Source organism: Bradyrhizobium sp. NAS96.2 (assembly GCF_001908235.1).
Taxonomy (GTDB): domain Bacteria; phylum Pseudomonadota; class Alphaproteobacteria; order Rhizobiales; family Xanthobacteraceae; genus Bradyrhizobium.
The window spans coordinates 1-22,270 of record NZ_LGHK01000144.1 but is presented as its reverse complement, the minus strand read 5'-3'; the positions used below and the strand labels follow the sequence as shown (position 1 = coordinate 22,270).

General features: G+C 64.7%; 24 protein-coding genes. 9 read left to right on the top strand and 15 right to left on the bottom strand.

Translation table 11 applies throughout. From position 1 onward, the window contains the following. Window positions 1–53: 53 nt before the first annotated feature. Window positions 54–881, bottom strand: coding sequence for a hypothetical protein (locus AC628_RS43210; RefSeq protein WP_143201841.1), 828 nt, complete (start codon window positions 879–881; stop codon window positions 54–56). A gap of 139 nt (window positions 882–1,020) precedes the next feature. On the opposite strand from AC628_RS43210, the gene AC628_RS27985 reads away from it, so the two are divergent. From AC628_RS27985 to AC628_RS27975, 3 genes are all read left to right on the top strand, one after another. Then, complete coding sequence (locus AC628_RS27985; RefSeq protein ID WP_074130011.1) at window positions 1,021–2,559, top strand: YifB family Mg chelatase-like AAA ATPase; 1,539 nt, start codon at window positions 1,021–1,023, stop codon at window positions 2,557–2,559. Between the two features lie 130 nt (window positions 2,560–2,689). Further along, window positions 2,690–3,205 (top strand): hypothetical protein, encoded by a 516-nt coding sequence (locus AC628_RS27980; protein ID WP_074130010.1) that lies wholly within the window; start codon window positions 2,690–2,692, stop codon window positions 3,203–3,205. 103 nt (window positions 3,206–3,308) lie between these two features. Continuing rightward, complete coding sequence (locus AC628_RS27975) at window positions 3,309–5,570, top strand: PAS domain-containing hybrid sensor histidine kinase/response regulator (RefSeq protein WP_074130009.1); 2,262 nt, start codon at window positions 3,309–3,311, stop codon at window positions 5,568–5,570. A 159-nt stretch (window positions 5,571–5,729) separates the two neighbouring features. Here the strand turns inward: AC628_RS27975 and coaA are convergent, their stop codons facing one another. From coaA to hisB, 7 genes are all read right to left on the bottom strand, one after another. Continuing rightward, on the bottom strand, window positions 5,730–6,686 hold the full coding sequence (gene coaA / locus AC628_RS27970) for a type I pantothenate kinase (protein WP_050628009.1): 957 nt from the start codon (window positions 6,684–6,686) through the stop codon (window positions 5,730–5,732). Window positions 6,687–6,822: 136 nt separating this feature from the next. Then, entirely contained in the window at window positions 6,823–7,146 is a 324-nt protein-coding gene (locus AC628_RS27965) for a phosphoribosyl-ATP diphosphatase (RefSeq protein ID WP_074130008.1), read from the bottom strand. 109 nt (window positions 7,147–7,255) lie between these two features. Beyond that, a complete protein-coding gene (hisF, locus tag AC628_RS27960) occupies window positions 7,256–8,032 on the bottom strand; it encodes an imidazole glycerol phosphate synthase subunit HisF (RefSeq protein WP_028335794.1) in 777 nt (258 codons plus the stop codon). Window positions 8,033–8,043: 11 nt separating this feature from the next. After that, complete coding sequence (hisA, locus tag AC628_RS27955; RefSeq protein ID WP_074130030.1) at window positions 8,044–8,775, bottom strand: 1-(5-phosphoribosyl)-5-[(5-phosphoribosylamino)methylideneamino]imidazole-4-carboxamide isomerase; 732 nt, start codon at window positions 8,773–8,775, stop codon at window positions 8,044–8,046. Further along, entirely contained in the window at window positions 8,772–9,422 is a 651-nt protein-coding gene (gene hisH / locus AC628_RS27950; protein ID WP_074130007.1) for an imidazole glycerol phosphate synthase subunit HisH, read from the bottom strand. Before hisH ends, hisA begins: the two co-directional genes overlap by 4 nt. Next, window positions 9,419–9,949 (bottom strand): DUF2628 domain-containing protein, encoded by a 531-nt coding sequence (locus tag AC628_RS27945; protein WP_074130006.1) that lies wholly within the window; start codon window positions 9,947–9,949, stop codon window positions 9,419–9,421. The genes hisH and AC628_RS27945 overlap by 4 nt, the downstream gene beginning before the upstream one ends. Before the next feature lie 86 nt (window positions 9,950–10,035). After that, window positions 10,036–10,629 carry an imidazoleglycerol-phosphate dehydratase HisB gene (gene hisB / locus AC628_RS27940; protein WP_021078165.1) on the bottom strand — a complete coding sequence of 198 codons (594 nt, stop codon included), beginning with the start codon at window positions 10,627–10,629 and terminating at the stop codon, window positions 10,036–10,038. A 245-nt stretch (window positions 10,630–10,874) separates the two neighbouring features. On the opposite strand from hisB, the gene hslV reads away from it, so the two are divergent. The 5 genes from hslV (at window position 10,875) to AC628_RS27915 (ending at window position 15,145) form a co-directional block, all read left to right on the top strand. Beyond that, window positions 10,875–11,432, top strand: coding sequence for an ATP-dependent protease subunit HslV (hslV, locus tag AC628_RS27935; RefSeq protein WP_074130005.1), 558 nt, complete (start codon window positions 10,875–10,877; stop codon window positions 11,430–11,432). A 2-nt stretch (window positions 11,433–11,434) separates the two neighbouring features. After that, the gene (locus AC628_RS27930; protein ID WP_074130004.1) at window positions 11,435–11,920 is read left to right on the top strand and encodes a GNAT family N-acetyltransferase; all 486 of its coding nucleotides are present in this window, start codon (window positions 11,435–11,437) and stop codon (window positions 11,918–11,920) included. Next, on the top strand, window positions 11,917–12,513 hold the full coding sequence (locus tag AC628_RS27925; protein WP_074130003.1) for a DUF2585 domain-containing protein: 597 nt from the start codon (window positions 11,917–11,919) through the stop codon (window positions 12,511–12,513). The genes AC628_RS27930 and AC628_RS27925 overlap by 4 nt, the downstream gene beginning before the upstream one ends. 43 nt (window positions 12,514–12,556) lie before the next feature. Next, window positions 12,557–13,861, top strand: coding sequence for an ATP-dependent protease ATPase subunit HslU (gene hslU / locus AC628_RS27920; protein ID WP_074130002.1), 1,305 nt, complete (start codon window positions 12,557–12,559; stop codon window positions 13,859–13,861). Between the two features lie 159 nt (window positions 13,862–14,020). Further along, complete coding sequence (locus AC628_RS27915; protein WP_074130001.1) at window positions 14,021–15,145, top strand: hypothetical protein; 1,125 nt, start codon at window positions 14,021–14,023, stop codon at window positions 15,143–15,145. Between the two features lie 2 nt (window positions 15,146–15,147). On the opposite strand, the gene AC628_RS27910 is transcribed toward AC628_RS27915, so the two are convergent. From AC628_RS27910 to AC628_RS27900, 3 genes are read right to left on the bottom strand one after another with little or no spacing between them, the layout of a single operon-like run. Then, complete coding sequence (locus tag AC628_RS27910) at window positions 15,148–15,738, bottom strand: Smr/MutS family protein (RefSeq protein WP_074130000.1); 591 nt, start codon at window positions 15,736–15,738, stop codon at window positions 15,148–15,150. Next, complete coding sequence (gene mltA / locus AC628_RS27905) at window positions 15,735–17,336, bottom strand: murein transglycosylase A (RefSeq protein WP_502689780.1); 1,602 nt, start codon at window positions 17,334–17,336, stop codon at window positions 15,735–15,737. The genes AC628_RS27910 and mltA overlap by 4 nt, the downstream gene beginning before the upstream one ends. After that, complete coding sequence (locus tag AC628_RS27900; protein WP_074129999.1) at window positions 17,320–18,024, bottom strand: Tim44/TimA family putative adaptor protein; 705 nt, start codon at window positions 18,022–18,024, stop codon at window positions 17,320–17,322. Before AC628_RS27900 ends, mltA begins: the two co-directional genes overlap by 17 nt. 420 nt (window positions 18,025–18,444) lie before the next feature. Between AC628_RS27900 and secB the strand changes: the two genes are divergently transcribed. Then, window positions 18,445–18,933, top strand: a complete 489-nt coding sequence (secB, locus tag AC628_RS27895; RefSeq protein WP_074129998.1) for a protein-export chaperone SecB — start codon at window positions 18,445–18,447, stop codon at window positions 18,931–18,933. Between the two features lie 166 nt (window positions 18,934–19,099). Here the strand turns inward: secB and dnaQ are convergent, their stop codons facing one another. Genes dnaQ through AC628_RS27875 form a run of 4 tightly spaced genes read right to left on the bottom strand, consistent with a single transcriptional unit; the run spans window position 19,100 to window position 21,951 of the window. Continuing rightward, on the bottom strand, window positions 19,100–19,822 hold the full coding sequence (gene dnaQ / locus AC628_RS27890; protein WP_074129997.1) for a DNA polymerase III subunit epsilon: 723 nt from the start codon (window positions 19,820–19,822) through the stop codon (window positions 19,100–19,102). A gap of 29 nt (window positions 19,823–19,851) precedes the next feature. Continuing rightward, on the bottom strand, window positions 19,852–20,451 hold the full coding sequence (gene coaE, locus AC628_RS27885; protein ID WP_074129996.1) for a dephospho-CoA kinase: 600 nt from the start codon (window positions 20,449–20,451) through the stop codon (window positions 19,852–19,854). A gap of 44 nt (window positions 20,452–20,495) precedes the next feature. Further along, on the bottom strand, window positions 20,496–21,104 hold the full coding sequence (locus tag AC628_RS27880) for a Maf family protein (protein ID WP_074130028.1): 609 nt from the start codon (window positions 21,102–21,104) through the stop codon (window positions 20,496–20,498). Window positions 21,105–21,114: 10 nt separating this feature from the next. Then, complete coding sequence (locus AC628_RS27875; RefSeq protein ID WP_074129995.1) at window positions 21,115–21,951, bottom strand: pyruvate, water dikinase regulatory protein; 837 nt, start codon at window positions 21,949–21,951, stop codon at window positions 21,115–21,117. Window positions 21,952–22,270: the final 319 nt, after the last annotated feature.

Sequence of the window (22,270 nt, the reverse complement as noted above, 5' to 3'; positions counted from 1 at the left end):
GGACAGCTTGTCACCCTCACGGACAAGCTAGCAAGATTTCACGTCAGGCAGATTCAAGGCTTAGCACTGTTTGCTTGATCCAAGTAAATAAGCCAGCGCAAGAATGCGGTGCCATTGCTTATCGCCAAAATCGCGAGATCAATAGGCGGTTGAACCGGCTCTTCACTACCCTGCTCATGGCGATAATTGTGCGAGGAATCTATCCAGCCCCTGAACGATGCCAGCTGTTTGTTAGCTGCTCGCATTGCAGTTGCGTCGTTCGCGTGCGTCTGCTGAATAATCGAACCTAGGTGAGTTTCCGCAGCTCCGGCATTTAACTGGGGCGCAGAAGGAAACATCAGACGAAAAAGCCCCTCTACCGCGCTAAAGATTGCTCGCCAAGCGTCTTTGCCATTAGGAGGCTGCTCCGCCAGTTGATCAGATATTCGTTCGAATGCCGCTAGACTGTTCGAATATCGGGCATTCTGGAGTCCAGCCAAGGTGGACCGACGGTTCCTCTGAAATTCTTGGTCTACGGCTGGATGGACAACGCAACTTTCATCGATTTCATACGCAAGGCGTTCTTCAGTAAAGATACGCCGAACCTCCTGCTGCCAAATGCGTGCTCCGGCCGATTGGCCTCTCTTTACGAAGAAAGTATTGGCGAGCGTAATGCAATCAAGAAAATCGCGAATGTCGCATTTCTCGCAAAATGCGATCCATTCGATGTTGTAAGTAGCCTTTACCCGAATTCCCAACTCGCGCTCCAAGAGATCTCGCAGTTCTGGCGTGGTGTCGTCGGTGGTGACTCTCTCCATCAGCTTTCCGACGCGTCGGCGAGCGCGCGGGCTGTCCGGTACCGGTCCTGCTTGATCAATGTAGAGTTGGCTATAACGGGACACATTGCCCTCACTTCAGTTCACTAGAGCTTCGCCAGCAGAATCCTTACCATGAGGAGGTTGCCGCCGAAGTTTGTTCCCGTAATGTTCTTGCGCTTTCCACCGGTTTCCACTACCCTTAATTGCGGAAGATAGGGGCAGCATGGTCCAGCGGGTTTCCACCGTCGCTTTCGAGGGGATTGAGGCTCGCGCGGTCGACGTGCAGGTGCAGGTCGCGCCGGGATTGCCGGCGTTTGCGATCGTCGGCCTGCCCGACAAGGCGGTATCGGAGGCGCGCGAGCGGGTGCGCTCGGCGCTGATCGCCTCCGGCCTCGCGCTTCCCGCCCGCCGCATCACCGTCAACCTCGCTCCCGCCGACCTGCCCAAGGAGGGCAGCCATTACGACCTGCCGATTGCGCTCGGCCTGATGGCGGCGATCGGCGCGATCCCGCCGGATACGCTGAGCGGCTTCACCGTGCTCGGCGAGCTCGGCCTCGACGGCTCGATCGCACCGGTGGCGGGCGTGCTGCCCGCGGCGATCGGCGCCAATTCGCGCGACGAGGGGCTGATCTGTCCGGCAGCCTGCGGCTCGGAAGCCGCCTGGGCGAGCCCTGACATCCAGATCATCGCAGCGCACTCGCTGATCCAGATCGCCAATCACTTCAAGGGCACGCAGCTGCTGTCGCGGCCGCAGCCGAAGGTGCATGAGCGCGAGGAAATGCTGCTCGATCTGCGCGACATCAAGGGCCAGGAAAGCGCAAAGCGCGCGTTGGAGATTGCGGCCGCCGGCGGGCATCATCTGCTGATGATGGGCTCGCCCGGCGCCGGCAAATCGATGCTGGCGGCGCGGCTGCCCTCGATCCTGCCGCCGCTGTCGCCGTCCGAGCTGCTCGAAGTCTCGATGATCGCCTCCGTCGCCGGCGAGATCCGCGACGGCGCGTTGACCGCGCGGCGTCCGTTCCGCAGCCCGCATCATTCCGCGAGCATGGCCGCGCTGACCGGCGGCGGCATGCGCGCCAAGCCGGGCGAAATTTCGCTCGCGCATCAGGGCGTGCTGTTCCTCGACGAATTGCCGGAGTTCGATCCGCGCGTGCTGGATTCGCTGCGCCAGCCGCTCGAGAACGGCGAGGTTTCGGTGAGCCGGGCCAACCATCGCGTCACCTATCCGGCGCGCTTCATGCTGGTCGCGGCGATGAACCCGTGCCGCTGCGGCCACGCCTATGAGCCGGGCTATTCCTGCAAGCGCGCACCTGTCGACCGCTGCACCGCCGACTACCAGATGCGGATCTCCGGCCCGCTGATGGATCGCATCGATCTCAGGATCGAAGTGCCCGCCGTGACCGCGGCGGACCTGATCCTGCCGCCGCCGGCGGAGGGCTCGGCCGAGGTCGCCGCACGCGTCGCGGCGGCGCGCGACATCCAGCTCGCGCGTTACGCCGCGGCCGGCATGCCGCAGGTCCGCACCAATGCGGAAGCGCCGAGCTCGCTGCTCGAGACCATCGCGCAGCCCGATGCGCATGGCCAGAAGCTGCTGCGCGAGGCGGCCGACACCATGCGCCTCACCGCGCGCGGCTATCACCGCGTGCTGCGGGTGGCGCGCACGCTCGCCGATCTCGATGGCGCTGATACGATCGGCCGGCTCCATCTCGCCGAAGCGCTGTCCTATCGTGCATTGGCCGACGATCTGCGCCGCGCCGCCTGACGCGAACCTGAGCCTGTTTCAATTCGTGGCGGAATCGCGCGCGTCAACGCGACGGTAACCACTCCCATTTACGCTCCGCAAACCATAAGCACCGCGGTCCGCGGCACGCTTGGGTCGAGCGAGTTGTGTCATGTTGCGTATGAAGATCCTGGCCTCGGTGGTCCCCCTTGCCGTGGCCGCGGTATTTGCCCGCGCTGAATTGCTGCCGGGTCCCCGGCCCTGCATCGACGTGGGCGGCGCCACGATGCAGATCGCGTCAGTCCCCTGGCAGGCGCAGCTTCACGTCAGCTTCACCGACGACCCCGGCCTTGCCACCGTCCGGGTCCAGATCGCAGACAGCGCAGATGCCGCCGACTTCACCGTGATCGATGACATCGACGATGCCGAGGCCGGCGCCTGCGAAAGCAACGCGGTGCCGCAGCTGATCGGGATTTCCAGCGAGCCGACCGCAACCGGACCTGTCATCTATCTCACCCACGATGGTCCGTTCGATTACCGCGTCTACGTGCAGTCGAAGACGTTCTCGGTGCGCGATGCCGCGGCCCTGATCGTCAGCGCCCGCGGCCCTCGCCATCTCGACGCGGCCTCGCTCGCGCCTGACCCCAACTTTCCGCGCCGGATCATGGCGGAGTTAACCTCCCGCTAACCCTGTTCCGAGGGCAGCGCGAAACAGCCACTAACTTCAAGCACTTTGCAAGGTCGCCGACGCATCCTCATCACCAGATCGGGCACTTTCAGGACCACCATTGATGGGGCGTTTCTTCCGGATCAAGTTACGCCTTCGCCGCTTCCTGCGGCGCCATTCCTGGGTCGCGACGATTGTCCGTTCCTTCACGATCTTCTCCGTCGCATTCGGCAGCGCCTTCGGGTTCATCTCCGGCGCCCTCTCGCCGCACAGCGGCTACGATCCCAATGCATTCGCGATCGGGGTCAGCTTCCTGTTCGCGCTGGCCTGTCTCTGGATCGTGACGCTCGGCATCCGCCTGCGGCTGATGCGCAGACGGCTGCGCACCATCGCCATGCACAATGAGGCGATGGCCGACCGCAACTGGGAACTGCAGGAGGCCGAACAGCGCGCCTCCACCCTGTTCGAGGCGCAGGACGATTTGATCGTGCTGCGCGACCTCGACGGCCGCATCACCTATGCCAACGACGCCTATTGCGCGCTGGCGCAGATTGCCCGCGGCGAACTGATCGGCAGCACCGCCACGCTCAAGGTGCTCGAGCAGGGCGACACCGCACTCGAATCCAACGGCACAAAGGTCTACGACCAGAAGATCCAGGGACCGCTCGGACCGCGCTGGATCGCCTGGCGCGAGGGCCTCGTGCGCAACGATGCCGGCGCACCCGCGGAGATGCAGAGCGTCGGCCGCGACGTCACCGACCGCACCGAGAGCGAGCACGCGCTGACCGAGGCGCGCGATCAGGCCGACGCCGCCAATCGCGCCAAGTCGCGCTTCCTGGCGATGGCGAGCCACGAGATCCGCACGCCGCTGAACGGCATCATCGGCATGAGCGGACTCCTGATGGACACCCAGCTGACGCCGGAGCAGATGACCTACGTCAAGGCGGTCAAGACCTCCGGTGATGCGCTGATGGCGCTGATCGAGGAGCTGCTCGACTATTCCAAGATCGAAGCCGGCAAGATCGATCTCGAACACCGCGCCTTTGCGCTGTCCGGCCTGATCGAGGACATCACCGAGCTGCTGGCGCCGCGCGCGCAGACCAAGGGCATCGAGATCGCCGCCTATGTCGACGAGCGACTGCCGATGCAGGTGACCGGCGATGCCGCGCGGCTGCGTCAGGTGCTGCTCAATCTCGCCGGCAATGCCATCAAGTTCACCGCGACCGGTGGCGTGGCGCTGATCGTCGAGCCCGGGATCTGGCCGAACGAGATCAGCTTCCTGGTTCGCGACACGGGCATCGGCATCGCACCGGAAGCGCAGCAGCGTATCTTCCGGGAGTTCGAGCAGGCCGACGATCGCATCGCCCGCAGCTATGGCGGCACCGGCCTCGGCCTGTCGATCAGCGACCGCATCGTCAAGCGCATGGGCGGCCGCATCACGCTCGCAAGCACGCCCGGTTCAGGCTCGACCTTCGAGGTGTCGATCCCGCTCACCGCCGCCGACACCGGCGAGGCCAATAGCTTCACCGCACCTGACCTCGCCGGCCAATCGATCATGCTGGTTGCGCCGCACAGCATCGAAGCCTCGCTGATCTCGCGGCGGCTGCAGCGCTGGGGTGCGCAAACCTGCATCGTGTCGGATGCCAATGTCGCCGAGGCACTGCTGCCGGAGCGAAGCTGGCACACCGTCCTGATCGATCACATGCTCGGCCCCCAGACGATGGAGGCGTTCGCCACCGCTGCCCGCATCCATGCGACGCATCGCATCGTGATGGTCACGCCGTCGACCCGGCAGGACCTCGCGGCGTCCGAGACGGCGATGTTCACCGGCTATCTGGTCAAGCCGCTCCGCGCGTCATCGCTCGCCGCGCGCCTGACCGCGTCGCCCGAGATCGCCGCGCCAAGCCTTGTGAGCGAGACGGTCACTGAGCCGGCGCCTGCTGCTGCGCCGGCCGCGCCGCCGGACAAGGGGCTCTCGATCCTGGTCGCGGAAGACAATGAGATCAACGCGCTCTTGATGCGCTCGCTGCTCACCCGGCTCGGCCACAACGTGGTCATCACGACCAATGGCGAGCAGGCGATGGAATCCTGGCTCTCGGCGAGGTCAGCCGGCACGCCCTACGATATCGTGCTGATGGACATCCAGATGCCGCGCCTCAACGGTATCGAGACCACCAAGCAGATCCGCGCGCAAGAATCCAGCGGGCTGGCCGGCCAGTCCGGACGCCGGACGCCGATCCTGGCGCTGACCGCCAATACGCTGGTGGAGGATCGCAATGCCTGCTTCGAAGCCGGTATGGACGGCTTCCTGATCAAGCCGCTCGACCGCGAGAAGCTGGAAGAAGCCCTCGCCGGCCTCGCCGCCGGGCGGCATATCGCGGCGTAGCCGAGCGTCGTCCCGGCGAAGGCCGGGACCCATAACCACGAATGTCAATTTGGTGAACGACGGTCTCGCCGCGTGCCTTTTGCAGAGGCCGCGGAGTATGGGTCCCGGCCTTCGCCGGGACGACACCGTTGATGTGGTCAGCTTTGGCGGATCAAATACTCACAGCCGCCGCAACGCGACCGACTGCACCACATGGTCGGCGCCCTTCTTCAGGATCAGCGTCGCGCGCGGGCGGGTCGGCAGGATGTTGTCCTCGAGATTGGCGAGGTTGGTGCGCTCCCAGATCGCGATCGCGGTCGCGGTGGCTTCGTCGTCGGACAGCAGCGCATAGCGGTGGAAGTAAGACCGAGGGTCGGTGAACGCGGTGTCGCGCAGCGCCAGGAAGCGCTTGATGTACCATTCCCGCAGCACGGCTTCATCGGCGTCGATATAGACCGAGAAATCGAAGAAGTCGGAAACGAACGGCACCGCCTTGCCGTCGCGCGGCAGCCGCCCGGTCTGCAGCACGTTGACGCCCTCGACGATCAGGATGTCCGGCTGGTCGATCTCGACCCACTTGTTCGGCACGATGTCGTAGGTCAGATGCGAATAGACCGGCGCGCGCACCCGGCGCCGTCCCGCCTTGATGTCGCTGAGGAACGACAGCAGCGTCGGCAGGTCGTAGCTCTCCGGAAAGCCCTTCTTCTGCATGATGCCCTGCCGCTCGAGCACGGCATTGGGAAACAGGAAACCGTCGGTCGTGATCAGGTCGACCTTCGGCCGCGGCGACCAGCGCGCCAGCAGCGCCTGCAGCACGCGGGCCGTGGTCGACTTGCCGACCGCGACCGAGCCGGCGACGCCGACGATGTAGGGCATCTTGCGATCGCGGATGTTGAGGAACTGGCGCTGCGAGTAGTACAGCCGCTGGGTCGCATCGACATAGATCGAGAGCAACCGCGAAAGTGGCAGGTAGATGTCCTCGACCTCCTGCAGATCGAGGCGGTCGTGCATCGAGCGCAGCCGGTCGAATTCGCCGGGCTCCAGCGTCATCGGCGTATCGTCGCGCAGATGCGACCATTGCTGGCGCGTGAAGATACGGTAGGGGTTGTACTGCTGATCTGGTGCCCGGATGTCCATGAGGCCGCCCCTCTCAATGCGCTCGATCATTTGCGCCAAAGCGCGATGCGATTGAATTGAATCGTCATCGCGCTTTGCCTCCTTGTTTGAGCATGATCCCTTCGGAAAACCGCTTCACACTTTTCCGGATCATGCTCTATTCGCGCTTGCGCGACGCCTTCTCTTCCAGTCCCGACATCGCGGTGCGCTTCTCCAGCGCAGCCTCGACATCCTCCAGCTTCACGCCGCGTGATTTCAGCAGAACCAGCAGGTGAAACACGAGATCGGCACTTTCCGCGATGAGATGATCGCGGTCATTCTCGACTGCGGCGATCACGGTCTCGACCGCTTCCTCGCCCAATTTCTTGGCGCAGTGCTCCGCGCCCTTGTCGAGCAGCTTGCGGGTGTAGGACGCCTCGCCGCCCGTCGCAGCACGGGCATCGATCGTGGCGGCCAAATCGTGGACCGTGAAACGCGACATCAACTCAACTCAAGCATGCGCACCGGCACCGCCAAGGTGCCATCCCTAAGTTGGGACTTAGCATTTTTGTGACAAGGAGTCCCGGATCACTGTGTTTCCGAACCACGCGCTACGGATCGAGCCGCATCGGCAAGCCGGCGCGCACCATGTGGTCCTTGGCCTGGCGGATGGTAAATTCCCCGAAGTGGAAGATCGACGCGGCCAGTACGCCGGTCGCATGACCCTCGCGGACGCCATCGACCAAATGATCGAGATTGCCGACGCCGCCGGACGCGATGACCGGTACGGGGACACTGTCCGCGATCGCCCGGGTCAGCGGCAGGTCAAAGCCCTGCCGCGTGCCGTCGCGGTCCATCGAGGTCAGCAGGATCTCGCCGGCGCCGAGCGCGACGACTTCCTGGGCATATTCGATGGCGTCGATCCCGGTGGCATTCCGTCCACCATGGGTGAAGATCTCCCAGCGGTCGGAGCCGCCGGCCCGCTTGACCCGCTTGGCGTCGATCGCGACCACGATGCATTGCTCGCCATACTTCTCGGCGGCTTCCTTGACGAACTCGCGCCGGCTGACCGCCGCCGAATTGATCGAGACCTTGTCGGCGCCGGAGCGCAGCAGGGTCTTGATGTCGTCGACGGTGCGGACACCGCCGCCCACGGTCAGCGGCATGAAGCAGGCCTCCGCCGTCCGCCGCACCACGTCCAGCATGATGCCGCGGTTTTCATGGGTGGCGGTGATGTCGAGGAAGGTGAGCTCGTCGGCGCCGGCGGCGTCATAGGCGATCGCGGCCTCGACCGGGTCACCGGCGTCGCGCAGATCGACGAAGTTGACGCCCTTGACCACGCGCCCGTCCTTGACGTCGAGGCAGGGGATCACGCGAACCTTGAACATGTGTCTGCCTCCTAGGCCGCGCTGCGGATCAGCTTGAGCGCCGCGGCGGGATCGAGCCGGCCGTCATAGAGCGCGCGGCCGACGATCGCACCCGCAAGCTTCCTGGCGCGCGGCTCCAGCAGCGCCTTGACGTCGTCGATCGAGGCAAAGCCGCCGGAGGCGATCACCGGGATCGAGATGCGGTCGGCCAGCGCGATGGTCGCATCGAGGTTGAGGCCCTTGAGCAGGCCGTCGCGGGCAATGTCCGTGAAGATGATCGCGGCGACGCCGGCGTCCTCGAAGCGCTGCGCGATTTCGAGCGCGGTCACATGCGAGGTCTCGGCCCAGCCCTCGACCGCGACGTTGCCGTCGCGCGCATCGAGGCCCACGGCCACCCGGCCGGGGAACCGCTTCGCCGCGCCCTTCACGAGCTCGGGATCGCGCACCGCAGCGGTGCCGATGATGACGCGCGTGATGCCCTTGTCGAGCCAGGCCTCGATGGTCTTGAGGTCGCGGATGCCGCCGCCGAGCTGCACCGGCATGGTGACGGCCTTCAGCATCGCCTCCACCGCATGCGCATTCATCGGCTTGCCGGCGAAGGCGCCGTCGAGATCGACGACATGGAGATATTGGAAGCCCTGCGCGGCGAAGCTCTTCGCCTGCGCCGCCGGATCGAGATTGAACACGGTGGCGCGCGCCATGTCGCCCTGCTCCAGGCGCACGCACTGGCCGTTCTTCAGATCAACCGCTGGAAAGAGAATCACGGCTTCCACTTCAAGAAATTGGAGATCAGAGCGAGGCCGAAGCGCTGGCTCTTCTCGGGGTGAAACTGGGTGCCAACAGCGGTGTCCTTGGCGACGATCGCAGTTACCGGTCCGCCATAGTCGGCGCGCGCCAGCACGTCCGCCTCATTGGCGGCGTTGAGGTGGTAGGAGTGCACGAAATAGGCGTGACGCCCCTTCGGCCCGAGCGGCAGCCGCTCCAGCACCGGGTGCTCGCGCACCATGTCGAGCGTATTCCAGCCCATGTGCGGGACCTTCAGGTTCTCGTCGCGCGGCTCGATCTTCACGACGTCGCCGCCGATCCAGTTGAAGCCCTCGGTGATCACGTGCTCCTTGCCGCGCGTCGCCATCAGCTGCATGCCGACGCAGATGCCGAAGAACGGCCGCGCCTTGACCCGCACCGCCTCGGTGAGCGCTTCCAGCATGCCGTCGACCGCATCGACGCCGCGGCGGCAATCGGCGAACGCGCCGACGCCGGGCAGCACGATCCGATCGGCGCGATACACCGCGTCGGGATCGCGCGTCACCTTGATGGCTTGCGGATCCTCCATGCTGCGCGCGGCGCGCTCAAAGGCTTTTGCCGCCGAATGCAGATTGCCGGAGCCGTAATCGATGATTGCAACCGTCATCGCGATCCTCCTGGCTCTGGAAACAATCCGATGATGCCGCCTTGCGGCATCGGCGGGGGTTTTGAGAACGATTGACCGGGAACGTCCCGGGTCGGCGGCGGTCCGCCGCGATCGACCGACCGCTGGTCGTTGAAGCCGCCGCGATGCCGCGCGGTCCAGCGCTCGAAGAAGCGGCGCTCGGCGGCCTCCGCGTCGTCGGCCACGACGATGTCGAGCTGACGCCATTTGCGCCGCGACAGCGTCCAGCGTTGCAGGGTCGCCGCCTCCAGCCCGATCAGCACCATCAACACCAGGTCGACGAGGAAGATCGCACCGCGGCCGATCCCGAGCTTGGTCAGCGCATAATCAATCGCGAAGGTGAGGACGAGCCAGCCGATCAGCGCCAGCCAGAGCCTGTTCCAGGCAAGCCAGATCACGCCCGCGACCGCGGCCCAGAAATGGAAGCCGTCGCGCACGAAGACGAACTTGTCGGCCGCCGCGAGATCGGCGCCGTTGGCCACGGGGGCATGCACTGTATAGACCGGCATCGAACGCTCCGCCGAGGATGGACTTCAATTTGGAGGATGATCTCCGGAAAGCCGGTGCCACCGTTTTCCGGATCAAGCTCCCGGGATCAGCCGCCGAGCTGACCCTTTGTCGAGGGCACTTCGCCCTGTGCACGCGGATCGATCGCAACCGCCGTCCGCAGCGCCCTCGCCAAACCCTTGAAACAGGATTCGGAGATATGATGGCTGTTCTCGCCATATAGGGTCTCGACGTGGAGAGTCACGCCGGCGTTCATCGCGAAGGCGTTGAACCATTCGCGCACCAGCTCGGTGTCGAACTCGCCGATCTTGTCGCGCGGGAACTCGACCTTGAACACCAGCACCGGGCGGCCGGAAATGTCGATCACGACGCGCGACAGCGTCTCGTCCATCGGCATGTGGATCGAGGCGTAGCGGGTGATTCCGGCCATGTTGCCGAGAGCCTGCTTGACGGCCTGGCCGAGCGCGATCCCGACGTCTTCGGTGGTGTGGTGGTAATCGACATGGAGATCGCCATCCGCCTTCACCGTGATGTCGATGCGCGAATGCCGGGCCAAGAGGTCGAGCATGTGGTCGAAGAAGCCGATCCCGGTCGAAACCGTGGATACGCCTGCCCCGTCGAGGTTGACCGTCACCTCGATGTCGGTCTCCTTGGTCTTGCGCTTGATGGTTGCCGTGCGCATGAAGATTAAGCTTTCCCGTGCCGAAAACGCCGGTCTTTTAACAGGCTGATGTCACCTTCGCTACTGCGGGATGACCTCGAAATGACCCAACTTCGGGCCATGGTGACCGGAAATCCTTGCCGATCTAATTCTGACGCGTTTTCTTCACGCGAACCGGTACCCACTTCGCTCGAAAACGCTCTGATTTCGCCCCGATTGTAACCCCCTGCCCGACCGCCTAAATCTGCCCGGAAGAGAGGTAACCTATGCAAGCATCCCAAAATGAGCTGCCGGTCTGGCATGGCACCACGATCTGCACCGTCCGCAAGGGCGGCAAGGTGGTGATCGGCGGCGACGGGCAGGTCTCGATCGGCCAGACCGTGATCAAGGCCAACGCCAAGAAGGTCCGCCGGATCGGCAAGGGCGACGTGATCGGCGGCTTTGCCGGCGCCACGGCCGATGCCTTCACCCTGTTCGAGCGGCTGGAAAGCAAGCTGGAGCAGTATCCGGGGCAGCTGACCCGGGCGGCCGTCGAGCTGGCCAAGGACTGGCGCACCGACCGCTATCTGCGCCGGCTGGAAGCCATGATGATCGTGGCCGACAAGGACGTGTCCCTGGTGCTGACCGGCACCGGCGACGTGCTGGAGCCTGACTCCGGCGTGATGGCGATCGGTTCCGGCGGCAATTACGCCCTCGCCGCGGCCCGCGCGCTGGTCGATACCGACAAGGATGCCGAGACCATCGTCCGTCGCGCCCTGGATATCGCCGCCGATATCTGCGTCTACACCAACCGGAACGTGACGATCGAGACGATCGGCGGCTGAGCATGGCCGGCCCCTATCGTTTCCGCCCGATGACGACGGCCGACCTGCCGCTGATCAAGCAGTGGCTGGCGTTGCCGCATGTCAGGGAGTGGTGGGGCGATCCGGCCGAGCAATACGCGCTGGTCAGCGGCGACCTCGACGAGCCGGCCATGGACCAGTTCATCGTCGCCGCCGATGGCAGCGATTTCGGCTACATCCAGTGCTACGACCTGACGGCGTGGAATTCCGGCTTCGGAGCCCAGCCTGTGGGCACCCGCGGCATCGATCTCTTCATCGGTGAGCCCAACATGGTGGCTGGTGGACACGGCTCGGCGCTGATCCGCGGTTTTGTCGAGGAACGGCTGGCGCAAGGCGCGCCACGCATCGTCACCGATCCCGATCCGGCCAATGCGCGTGCCGTGCGCGCCTATGCGAAGGCGGGCTTTCACGAGGCCGGCATGGTCGATACGCCCGACGGGCCGGCGTTGCTGATGGTCCGCGACGCATGACAGTCGCGCCAAAACCCGACACCGGCGTTTCAGCGTGGCAATGGCTTGCGATCGCCGCCGCGCTGCTCGTGCTGCAGGCGGCACTGCTCTATGCGATGGGCCGTTTGCCGATCTGCGCCTGCGGCTACGTCAAACTCTGGCACGGCGCGGTGCAGAGCTCGGAGAACTCGCAGCACATCGCCGACTGGTACACGCTGTCGCATGTGGTGCATGGCCTGCTGTTCTACGGCCTGACGTTCCTCGTGCTGCCGCGGCTTATCTGGCCGGGGCGGCTGATTGTCGCGATGCTGATCGAGGGCAGCTGGGAGCTCGTCGAAAACTCCAACTGGATCATCGAGCGCTACCGCGCCGGCACCATCTCGCTCGACTATTACGGCGACACCATCGTCAACTCGGTGTCGGACACACTCGCGATGGTGTTCGGCTTCCTGCTGGCGCGCAAGCTGCCGATCGCCGCGACGGTTGCGCTCGGCGTTGTGTTGGAAATCGTGATGCTGCTTCACATTCGCGACAATCTGACACTGAACATCATCATGCTGATCCACCCGTTCGAGGCGATCAGGCAGTGGCAGGCCGGGCCGCCCCTTCTATAGACTGCCGCTTGCCGAGACCGCCATTTCAACCTAGCTAAAGCCAATGACTCACTTCTCCCCCCGCGAAATCGTTTCTGAACTTGATCGCTTCATCGTCGGCCAGACCGACGCCAAGCGCGCCGTCTCGATCGCGCTGCGTAACCGCTGGCGGCGGCTGCAGCTCGCCGGTTCCCTGCGCGAGGAGGTTCTGCCCAAGAACATCCTGATGATCGGGCCGACCGGCGTCGGCAAGACCGAGATCGCGCGGCGGCTGGCCAAGCTCGCGGGCGCCCCGTTCCTCAAGGTCGAGGCCACCAAGTTCACCGAGGTCGGCTATGTCGGCCGCGACGTCGAGCAGATCGTCCGCGACCTTGTCGAGGTCGCGATCGCACAGACCCGCGAGCGCAAGCGCAAGGACGTCCAGGCCCGTGCCCAGCTTGCCGCCGAGGAGCGCGTGCTGGATGCGCTGGTCGGCCCGGGATCGAGCCCGGCAACGCGCGAATCGTTCCGCAAGAAGCTGCGCGCCGGCGAGCTCAACGACAAGGAAATCGAGATCGAGACGCAGTCGTCTGGCAGCGGCATGCCAATGTTCGAGATCCCCGGCATGCCCGGCGCCCAGATGGGCGCGATCTCGCTCGGCGACATCTTCGGCAAGATGGGCGGACGCAGCAAGACCCGCCGCCTGACCGTGGAGGGCTCGCACGAAATCCTCGTCAACGAGGAATCCGACAAGCTGCTCGACACCGACCAGCTGGTGCAGGAGGCGATCAGCGCGGTCGAGAACAACGGCATCGTGTTCCTCGACGAGATCGACAAAATCTGCGTGCGCGAGAACCGCGCCGGCGGCGATGTCTCCCGCGAGGGCGTGCAGCGCGACCTGCTGCCGCTGATCGAGGGCACCACGGTCTCGACCAAGCACGGCGCGGTCAAGACCGACCACATCCTGTTCATCGCCTCGGGCGCCTTCCACATCGCCAAGCCATCGGACCTGCTGCCGGAGTTGCAGGGCCGCCTGCCGATCCGCGTCGAGTTGCAGGCACTGACCCGCGACGACATGCGCCGGATCCTGACCGAGCCGGAAGCATCGCTGATCAAGCAATATGTCGCGCTGCTGAAGACCGAGGGCGTGACGCTCGACATCACCGACGGCGCGATCGACGCGCTGGCCGACATTGCCGTTGCGGTCAATTCCACGGTCGAGAATATCGGGGCGCGGCGATTGCAGACCGTGATGGAGCGGGTGCTGGACGAGATCTCCTTCACCGCCCCCGATCGCCACGGCGAGACCATCCAGGTCGACGCCGACTACGTGACCAGGCATGTCGGCGACCTCGCCAAGAACGCCGATCTCAGCCGGTTTATTTTGTAGGCGGGCAGTTCCTCGTCGCCCCGGCGAAAGCCGGGGCCCATAACCACCACAGTCCGCAGTGACAAAGACTCGGGCCGCCATTCCCTCTAGAACTACCATCGGTGGTTATGGGTCCCGGGTCGCGCTTCGCTTGCCCGGGACGACGAGACTGGGCGAGCGATGAATCTGCGAACGTGGCAAAACCCCTGGCGCTTGATGCTGGCCGTCAACGCGGCGGTGCTGGTCGGGGTGTTCCTGCACAAGATCGCGCTGCCGCCCTTCGTTCCCTACATCCACCTGCTGGTCGACTATCACTACGGCTTCACCAAGCGCGCGCTGATCGGCGCGATCGTGTCGCTGTTCACCGACAAGGTGCCGGTGTGGCTGGTGTTCGCGCTGGCCGGCGCGATCTGGCTGCTGACGCTGGGGCTGTTCATCAAGCTGTTCCGCCGCACATTCGGCTTCGACGATACGCATTGGCCGCTGTTCGTCTTCATCGCGGGATCGCCGTTCTTCCTGAAGAACTTCATGCATACGCTCGGCCATTTCGACATCTATGGCTGTGCGTTGGCAATCGTGCTGCTGCTGATCCCGGCGCGCTCGGTCTTATACGTGCTGATTGCAGCAACGTTCTCGATCGCGCTGATCCTGGTCCACCACATCTTCGTCCTGATGTATGTGCCGACCATCGCGGCAATCGTGGTGCTGCGCTTCTATCTGATGCAGGGCGCGACGCCGCGAAACATCGCCGTTGGACTTGCGGCGCTCGCCGCAGTCGGCATCCTGTTCCTGGTCGCGCAGTTCGAAGGCACCGTCGACGTGCCCTATGACGAATTCATCCGTCACCTGCAAAGCCGGATGGCCGATCCGTCCCGCTCCGATCTGCTTCAGTTCGGCTACATCTGGTACCAGCCGCTATCGAAGGAGTTTGCCGACACCTGGGCGCGGATGCCCTCGAACATTCTCGGCGTCCCGGTGTTCGCGCTGCTGATCTGGCTGCACACGCCGCTGTGGCGCTATTTCGCGCGGTTGATCGGTGCGCTGGCGAACGAGCTGCATCGGCGGATCGTGCTTGCCGCGCTCATCATGATCAGCGCCGGCTATTTCGTGATGTTCGCGACTGTGTTCGACTATTCGCGCTGGATCTCGAACTGGGCGGTCTGCATGTTCCTGATGCTGCACGCAGTGAAAACGCTGCCGGCGTCGAAGGATGTGCCTGTGATCCCCGCGGACGACCGCAAGACAACGGTTCTCGGCTGGATCGTTACGCTGATCCCGCGCGTCGGGATCGTGCGGCCCTTTTAGATTCAGCGCGCGCGCCGGACGCGCACATAGAGCGCGCCCTCGCCGCCATGGCCGATATGCGCTTCCTCGAAGCCGACCACCAGCGAGCGGAATTCCGGCAGGCTGAGCCATTCCGGCACCTGGCGGCGCAGCACGCCGCGCTCGGACTCGAGACCACCGACCTTGCCCTTGCCCGTGATGACGAGCACGAAGGTGAGCCCGTCAGAGTGGGCGCGCTGCAGGAAGGCGAACAGCATGCGATGCGCGCGCATCTGGGTCATGCCGTGCAGATCGAGCCGCGCATCGATCTCCTGCCGGCCGCGCGACAGCTTTGCACGGTCGCGGCGGCCGATCGGCGCCAGCGGCGGCACATGCGGACGCGGCGCCGGCGCGGCCTTGACCGACGCCACCGGCTTGACCGGGATCGGTTTGGCTGCGGCGTGATGGGTGGCCGGGTCAGCCGCGACGGCATGGGCTTTCGCAGCGGCCGGTTTCTTGCGCAGCGGCTTGACCTGTTTCGCCACGCTCTCCCACAGCACGCGCTCCTCCTCGCTCAGCGCGCGCTTGCGCCGCGACGGAGCGGATAGATCAGGGATCGGCGCGGGTCGTTTCATTGCTCGCGGTGATGGCGATAGCGCCTGTAGCGCCGCTTCTCCGGTTGCTGCGGAATGTCGGGCCGGGCGACCGGCAACGGCACCGGTTCTGCCACAGGTGCGGCCTGCGCGACAGGGGTTGTCGCCGGAGAAGCGGCGGGCGCGGCATCCTTCGTGGCCGCGTTCTTGGCCGCGTCCTTGCTGCCGGCCTTGGCGACCGTCGCCGTCGGCACGTCAGCAGGCTTCGCCGCCGGCTTGTCCTTTGCCGGATCGGTCTGCGGAAACAGCTTTGCGATCTTGGCGGACGGTCGCTCGTCAGGGATCGGCAGCTTGTGGCCGCGTGCGACGGGATCGAGACCCTTCGGGACCAGCATCACGAACTGCATATTGTGCCGCAGCCGGCCCGAGACCTTTCCGGCGTCGGCGCCAGCGCCGAAATAGAGATCGGCGCGCGCCGGGCCGACGATCGCCGAGCCCGTGTCCTGCGCGATCATCAGCCGGTGGAACGGCGTCTTCGACTGCTCGGATTCGATCGGCAATTGGCCTGCGATGAAGAACGGTGTGCCGTAGACATGCAGCGCCTTGTCGACCGCGATCGAGCGGCCCGGCGTCAGCGGCACGCCCTGCGCGCCGACGGCTTCGTCCTTGTCCGACAGCGGCACCTCGCGGAAGAACACGTAGGCGCGGTTCTGCCGCCGCACCTCGTTGGCGCCGTCAGGGTTCTGCTCCATCCACTCCCTGATCTTCTGCATCGACATCTGATCCCTCGGGATGATGCCGCGGTCGATCAGGACGCGCCCGACCGGCGTATAGGGATAGCCGTTATGCGCATCGTAATTGATGCGCAGCGTGGTGCCGTCCTCAAACTTGATCCGCGCCGAGCCCTGGATCTGCGCGAACAACAGATCGGTCTGGCTCTTCAGCCAGCAGATCTCGAGCCCGCGGCCGGCGATCGCGCCGTCCTCGATCTGGGCGCGGTCGTAATAGGGCACGAGCTTGCGCCGGCCGATCTTGCGATACACCGGTCCGCTGTTGGGCAGGCCGACCGACGCCTGCGTCTTGCCGCGCACGAACAGGTTGGACGGCCGGCGGTAGACCGGAACATTGTAGACGTCGGTCTGGGTCTTCGAGCCCTCCAGCACCGGCTCGTAATAGCCGGTGACGAAGCCGGCATCCTCGCCGAGCCGCGAGATGCGCAGCGGCACGAAATTCTGCTCGAAGAATTCCTTCGCTTTGGCGCCGTCGCCGAGATCGAGCCCCTTGGCGATCCGGCAGGGATCGCGCAGCGAGCTGCCGAGCGCTTTCGACTCCGCGGGCGCACCCTGCTGGGCGGCGATCGGCTTGCAGCTGGTGCGAAACGCCTTGTATGCCGCGAGATGATCGTCGTCGCCCCAGCCGGCGACACTGGCCCAGGCGAGCGGCTCATACTGGCTGCCGCTGACCTGCAGCGGCAATTCCAGATTGGGATATGGGATCGGGTGGATACGCTCGTGCCGAGGCGGCGGGTGCCGGCTCGACCTGTAGCGCGCGGCAATCGCCGCGGTGGAGCACACAACCGCGAGCGCGCAGCACGCGATCGCGAGGCGGCCGTAGCTGAGATGTCTAGTGAGCGCTTCCAGTGCCAACCAGCTTCCAATTCGGATCGCGGGAAGTCGAGTCGCGGGCGAATGTCCAGATGTCGGTGATGTCGGCCACCTTGTCCGGGCTGCCGTCGACGATGGTTCCCGCCTTGTCGCGGGTGACCGAGATCATCTGCGACACGAATCGGACGGTCAGCTGGGTCGAGCGATCGCGCGTTTCCGCGCTGACGATCTCGGCCTTGTCGATCGAGACGAACCGCGTCTCGGTTTTCTGCTCGTGCTTCTCGCGTTCCTTGATCGCGGCCTCGAAGCTCTCATAGACCTCGGTGGAGAGCAGGTCGCGCAGCGCGCGGCGATCGCCATTGGCGAAGGCCAGCACAATCATTTCATAGGCCGAGCGGGCGCCCGACAGGAAATGCCGCGGATCGAACGAGGAATCCTGGGTGGCGACCGCGTCGAGACCCTGCGCCAGCGGCGTGCCGGGTTCGGCGATACCCTTCCAGCGTTCGGTCGGCTCGACGGGCTCGGCAGGCGCGGCCGGCGCCGGCTGATCAATCACCGATCCCGGGATCGGCACGACGTTGTTATCCTGGCCGCGCTGCAGGACGTTGGGTGCTGCACGATCATACGGCGGCCGCTCGCTTCCCGTGCGCTGTCCGAGAACGCTGCGCAGGCGCAGGAAGATAAACACAGCCAGCGCCAGGAAGATGATGGTGTAGATATCCACGTCGGGTTCGCTTTCTGGTCTCTGCCGGCAACGGGCCGGGCATCAAAGCGTTCCCGGTCGGGAACGGCAGAGATTACATCACCGATTAAGTCCGCAGCATGTAGGCACGAAACTATGCCCGGCCAATGGCGCTTTTTGGCACGGGCAAGTGTAGCGCGTTTTAACCCCGGGGGGAAACCCGTTCCTTTCAGGAAATCGCGCATCTTCAATAATTTAGGAAGCCGTTAAGAGATTGGGCAGAGTTGCGCTCGCGCGCCTTTCGCCGCAGATTTGGCAGCAAGGCCCGAGGGCGCGCGCGCTCGTCGTCCTTGTGGACCGAGCCGGGCCTATGATAGCCACTCGCCCGGCATCGGCATTTCCAAACCTTAACGCGTGCCGTCGGACATCCTGTCCATCGAGCGCTGCTCCAGGAGACATTTCATGACCAATGGCAACGGCGCCCCCGTCGAACAGGCCGCTCCCCAGCTCAACGTGCTGGCGCAGTACACCAAGGACCTGTCGTTCGAGAACCCGAACGCGCCGGCCTCGCTCGGCCAGCAGCAACAGCAGCCGGCGATCAACATCCAGATCAATGTCGGCGCCAACAACCTGTCCGAGAACGAGTACGAGGTGGTCCTCTCGATCGAGGGCAAGGCCGAGACCGGCGGCAAGGTGATGTTCAGCTTCGATCTCGCCTATGCCGGCGTCTTCCGGATCGTGAACGTGCCGAAGGAGAACCTGCACCCGCTGGTCATGATCGAGTGCCCGCGGCTGCTGTTCCCGTTCGCCCGCGAGATCGTCGCGACCTCGGTGCGCGACGGCGGCTTCCCGCCCTTGCTGCTCGACCCCGTCGACTTCGTCGGTCTCTACCGTCAGAACATGGAACGCCAGGCAGCCGCCCAGGCCGCATCCGGCGCCAAGCCGAGCTGATCCACAGCTCGAGAACAAGCGCACCGCTTGGCGACGTGTAATCCGTCATCCTTGAGGAGCGCGCAGCGCGTCTCGAAGGGTCGACGGCCACCGGCCGGGCCGTTCATCCTTCGAGACGCCGCTTCGCGGCTCCTCAAGGATGACGGGGATATAGTGTAGTCTTGATCTACGCCGCCGGGGCTGCAGCGGGCGCTGGCGGCGGCAAATAATCGTTCCAGATCGGCTTGTCGCCGAGCGTGGTAACGAACGCCCGGTGGGCTTCGCGATCCGCGTCAGTCACCCGCGCCACCAGCGGGGTCTCGCGCTGCCGCCGCGGCGAATCGCCATAGCCGCCCGCCCGCGCATCCGATGTTTCCGACGCCAGGATGAGCTGCGACTGCCGGGCCCCGATCAGGTCGATATAGACCTCGGCCAGCAGCTCGGCGTCGAGCAAGGCGCCGTGCTTGGTGCGGCGGGAATTGTCGATCTGATAGCGCGAGCAGAGATCGTCGAGCCGGTTCGACACGCCAGGGTGCTTGCGTCGCGCCAGCAGCAGCGTATCGACCAGCCGGTCCTTCGGAATCGCCTTGCGCTTGATGCGGTCGAGCTCGGCGTTGATGAAGCTGATGTCGAAGGACGCGTTATGGATCACCAGCGGCGTATCGCCGATGAAGGCCAGGAACTCGTCGACCACTTCAGTGAACAGCGGCTTGGAAGCCAGGAACTCGGTCGACAGGCCATGCACCGCGAACGCTTCCGCCGGCATGTCGCGTTCGGGATTGATGTAGACGTGATAGGTCTGTCCCGTCGGCATGCGGTTGAAGATCTCGACACAGCCGATCTCGACTAGCCGGTCGCCGCGCAGCGGATCGAGGCCAGTGGTTTCGGTATCGAGGACGATTTCGCGCATGACGTGAGGTAATCCGGAACGCGGGCGAATCAGGCTCGCCGCTGCGGCATCTTAACAACCTCGGCCAGAATGTCGCGAATGCGCGCCCGCACGGGATCAAGCCCGTGCGAAGTATCCACTATGAAATCGGCGCGCTTGCGCTTCTCGGCGTCCGGCATCTGCTTGGCGATGATGGCATCGAGCTTGGCGGCATCCATGGTGCCGCGCGCCAGCACGCGCTCGCGCTGCAGTTCCGGCGAGGTGGTGACGACGACGACCGCATCGACGCGCTTCTCGCCGCCGGTCTCGAATAGCAGCGGGATGTCGAGGACGACGATGGGTGCGCCGGCGGCTTCTGCGTCGGCGAAGAATTTCTGGCGCGATGCACCGAGCATCGGATGCACGATCTGCTCGAGCTGTTTGATCGCCACCGCGTCTCGCACCACGCGCGCCGAGAGCTTCGCGCGGTCGACCTTGCCGCCGGCAGTGGTGCCGGGAAAGGCGGCCTCGATCGCCGGCGCGGCTTCGCCCTCATAGAGCTGATGCACGGCGGCATCGGCGTCGTACACCGGCACGCCGGCCTCCATGAACAGTTTGGCCGTGGTGGATTTCCCCATCCCGATCGAGCCGGTCAGTCCCAGAATCAGCATTTGATCAACATCGGTTCAGTATCTCGTCGCCTCGCCTCGGCATCTCACACCGCGAGCAGCCCCTCGCGGCGCAGGAATGCGAGCAGCGACAATAGCGGCAGGCCGAGGATGGTGAAATGGTCGCCTTCGATCCGCTCGAACAGATGTACGCCGAGACCTTCGAGCTGATATGCGCCGACGCTGGTCGTCACCGCCTCCCCGGCCTGGTCGAGATAGGCCTCGATCTCGCCGGCAGCGAGCCGCCGCATCGTCATCCGGGCGACGCTCACGTCGTTGAACAGGGCTTTGCCATCGCGTGCGACCGAAACCGCCGAGTGCAGCGCGTGGGTCTGTCCGGCGAGCAGGCCGAGCTGTTCGGCGGCCTGCGCGCGGCCGGCAGGCTTGCTGAACATCTGCTCACCCAGCGCCAGCGTCTGGTCGGCACCGACGACGTATTGGCCGGGTTTCTGCCTTGAGACGAACAGCGCCTTCTCGCGCGCCAGCAGCGATGCAATTTCTCCCGGCGCCGAAAGGCCGGAATTCTTCTGCACCGCGCGTTCGTCGATATCGGCCGGCAGCGCCTCGAAATCGAGGCCGGCGTTTTCAAGCAGCATTTTCCGCGCGCGGCTTTGCGACGCCAGGATCAGCTTCTGCGGGCCACGCCAGATGCTCATGGCAAGACGATCATTCCGACGGCCGGGCGCGCTGGCGGTCATTGTAGAGCTTCAAGATCGCGGCGGCCGTCTCCTCGATCGAGCGACGCGTCACGTCGAGCAAGGCCCAGTTGAACTTCGCGCTCAGCCGCCGGGCAAACGCAACCTCGTCTGCCACCGCCTGCTTGTCGATGTAGGTGTCATTGTCACGGTCGCCCATGGTGAGCAGGCGATTCTGCCGGACCTGGATCAACCGTTCCGGCGTCGCATGTAGGCTGACCACCAATGGCTTCTTCAGGGTCTCGAGCTGGTGCGGCAGCGGGATACCCGGCACCAGAGGTACGTTTGCAGTTCTGATGCCGCGGTTGGCGAGATAGATCGAGGTCGGGGTCTTCGAGGTGCGGGACACACCGACCAGCACGACGTCGGCCTCCTCGAGGCCTTCGACATGCTGACCGTCGTCATGGATCATCGTGTAATTCAGCGCGTCGATCCGGCTGAAATATTCTGCGTTCAGCACGTGCTGCGCGCCGACGCGGCCAGTGGTCGCGGCGCCCAGATACGCCTCGAACAATTGCATCACCGGCCCGATGATCGACAGGCTCGGAACGTTGATTTCCTTGCACTTGGCTTCGAGCCGGCCGACCAGGTCCTTCTCCAGCAGCGTGAACAGCACGATGCCGGGCGATTCCTCGATCTCGTCGAGCACGCGATCGAGCTGCTTCTGGCTGCGCACCAGCGGATAGACGTGCTCGACCGCGGTCACGTTGGCGTATTGCGCGGCGACCGCGCGCGCCACGGTGATCAGCGTCTCGCCGGTCGAGTCTGACACCAGATGCAGGTGGAAATAATTGGAGGTCGTCGGCACCAGAACCCCTGTCTATTCTGTGAATCCCTGTGGAGGTCGGGGAGGAGAATCCGGGTCCGCCGCCAGGCCCCTGTATATCTCGCCCCTTTCTTCACAGCACTCCGCAAAAGGATAAGTCGACGCCATGGAACGGATGATAGTGAAGCAGTGTGGATTTGTCTCTTCATAAGCTGGCCACAGATCTACGCAACCAATTGAGTCCTTCGGCAGATTCCAGTTGCCCGTCCCCGCCGAGCAGAATGTTGAGGGATGTGAACAAGCCCGCAAATACGACTGGATCGCTTTGCATGAGTCAAATTCACGGCCAATAAGACTCAAA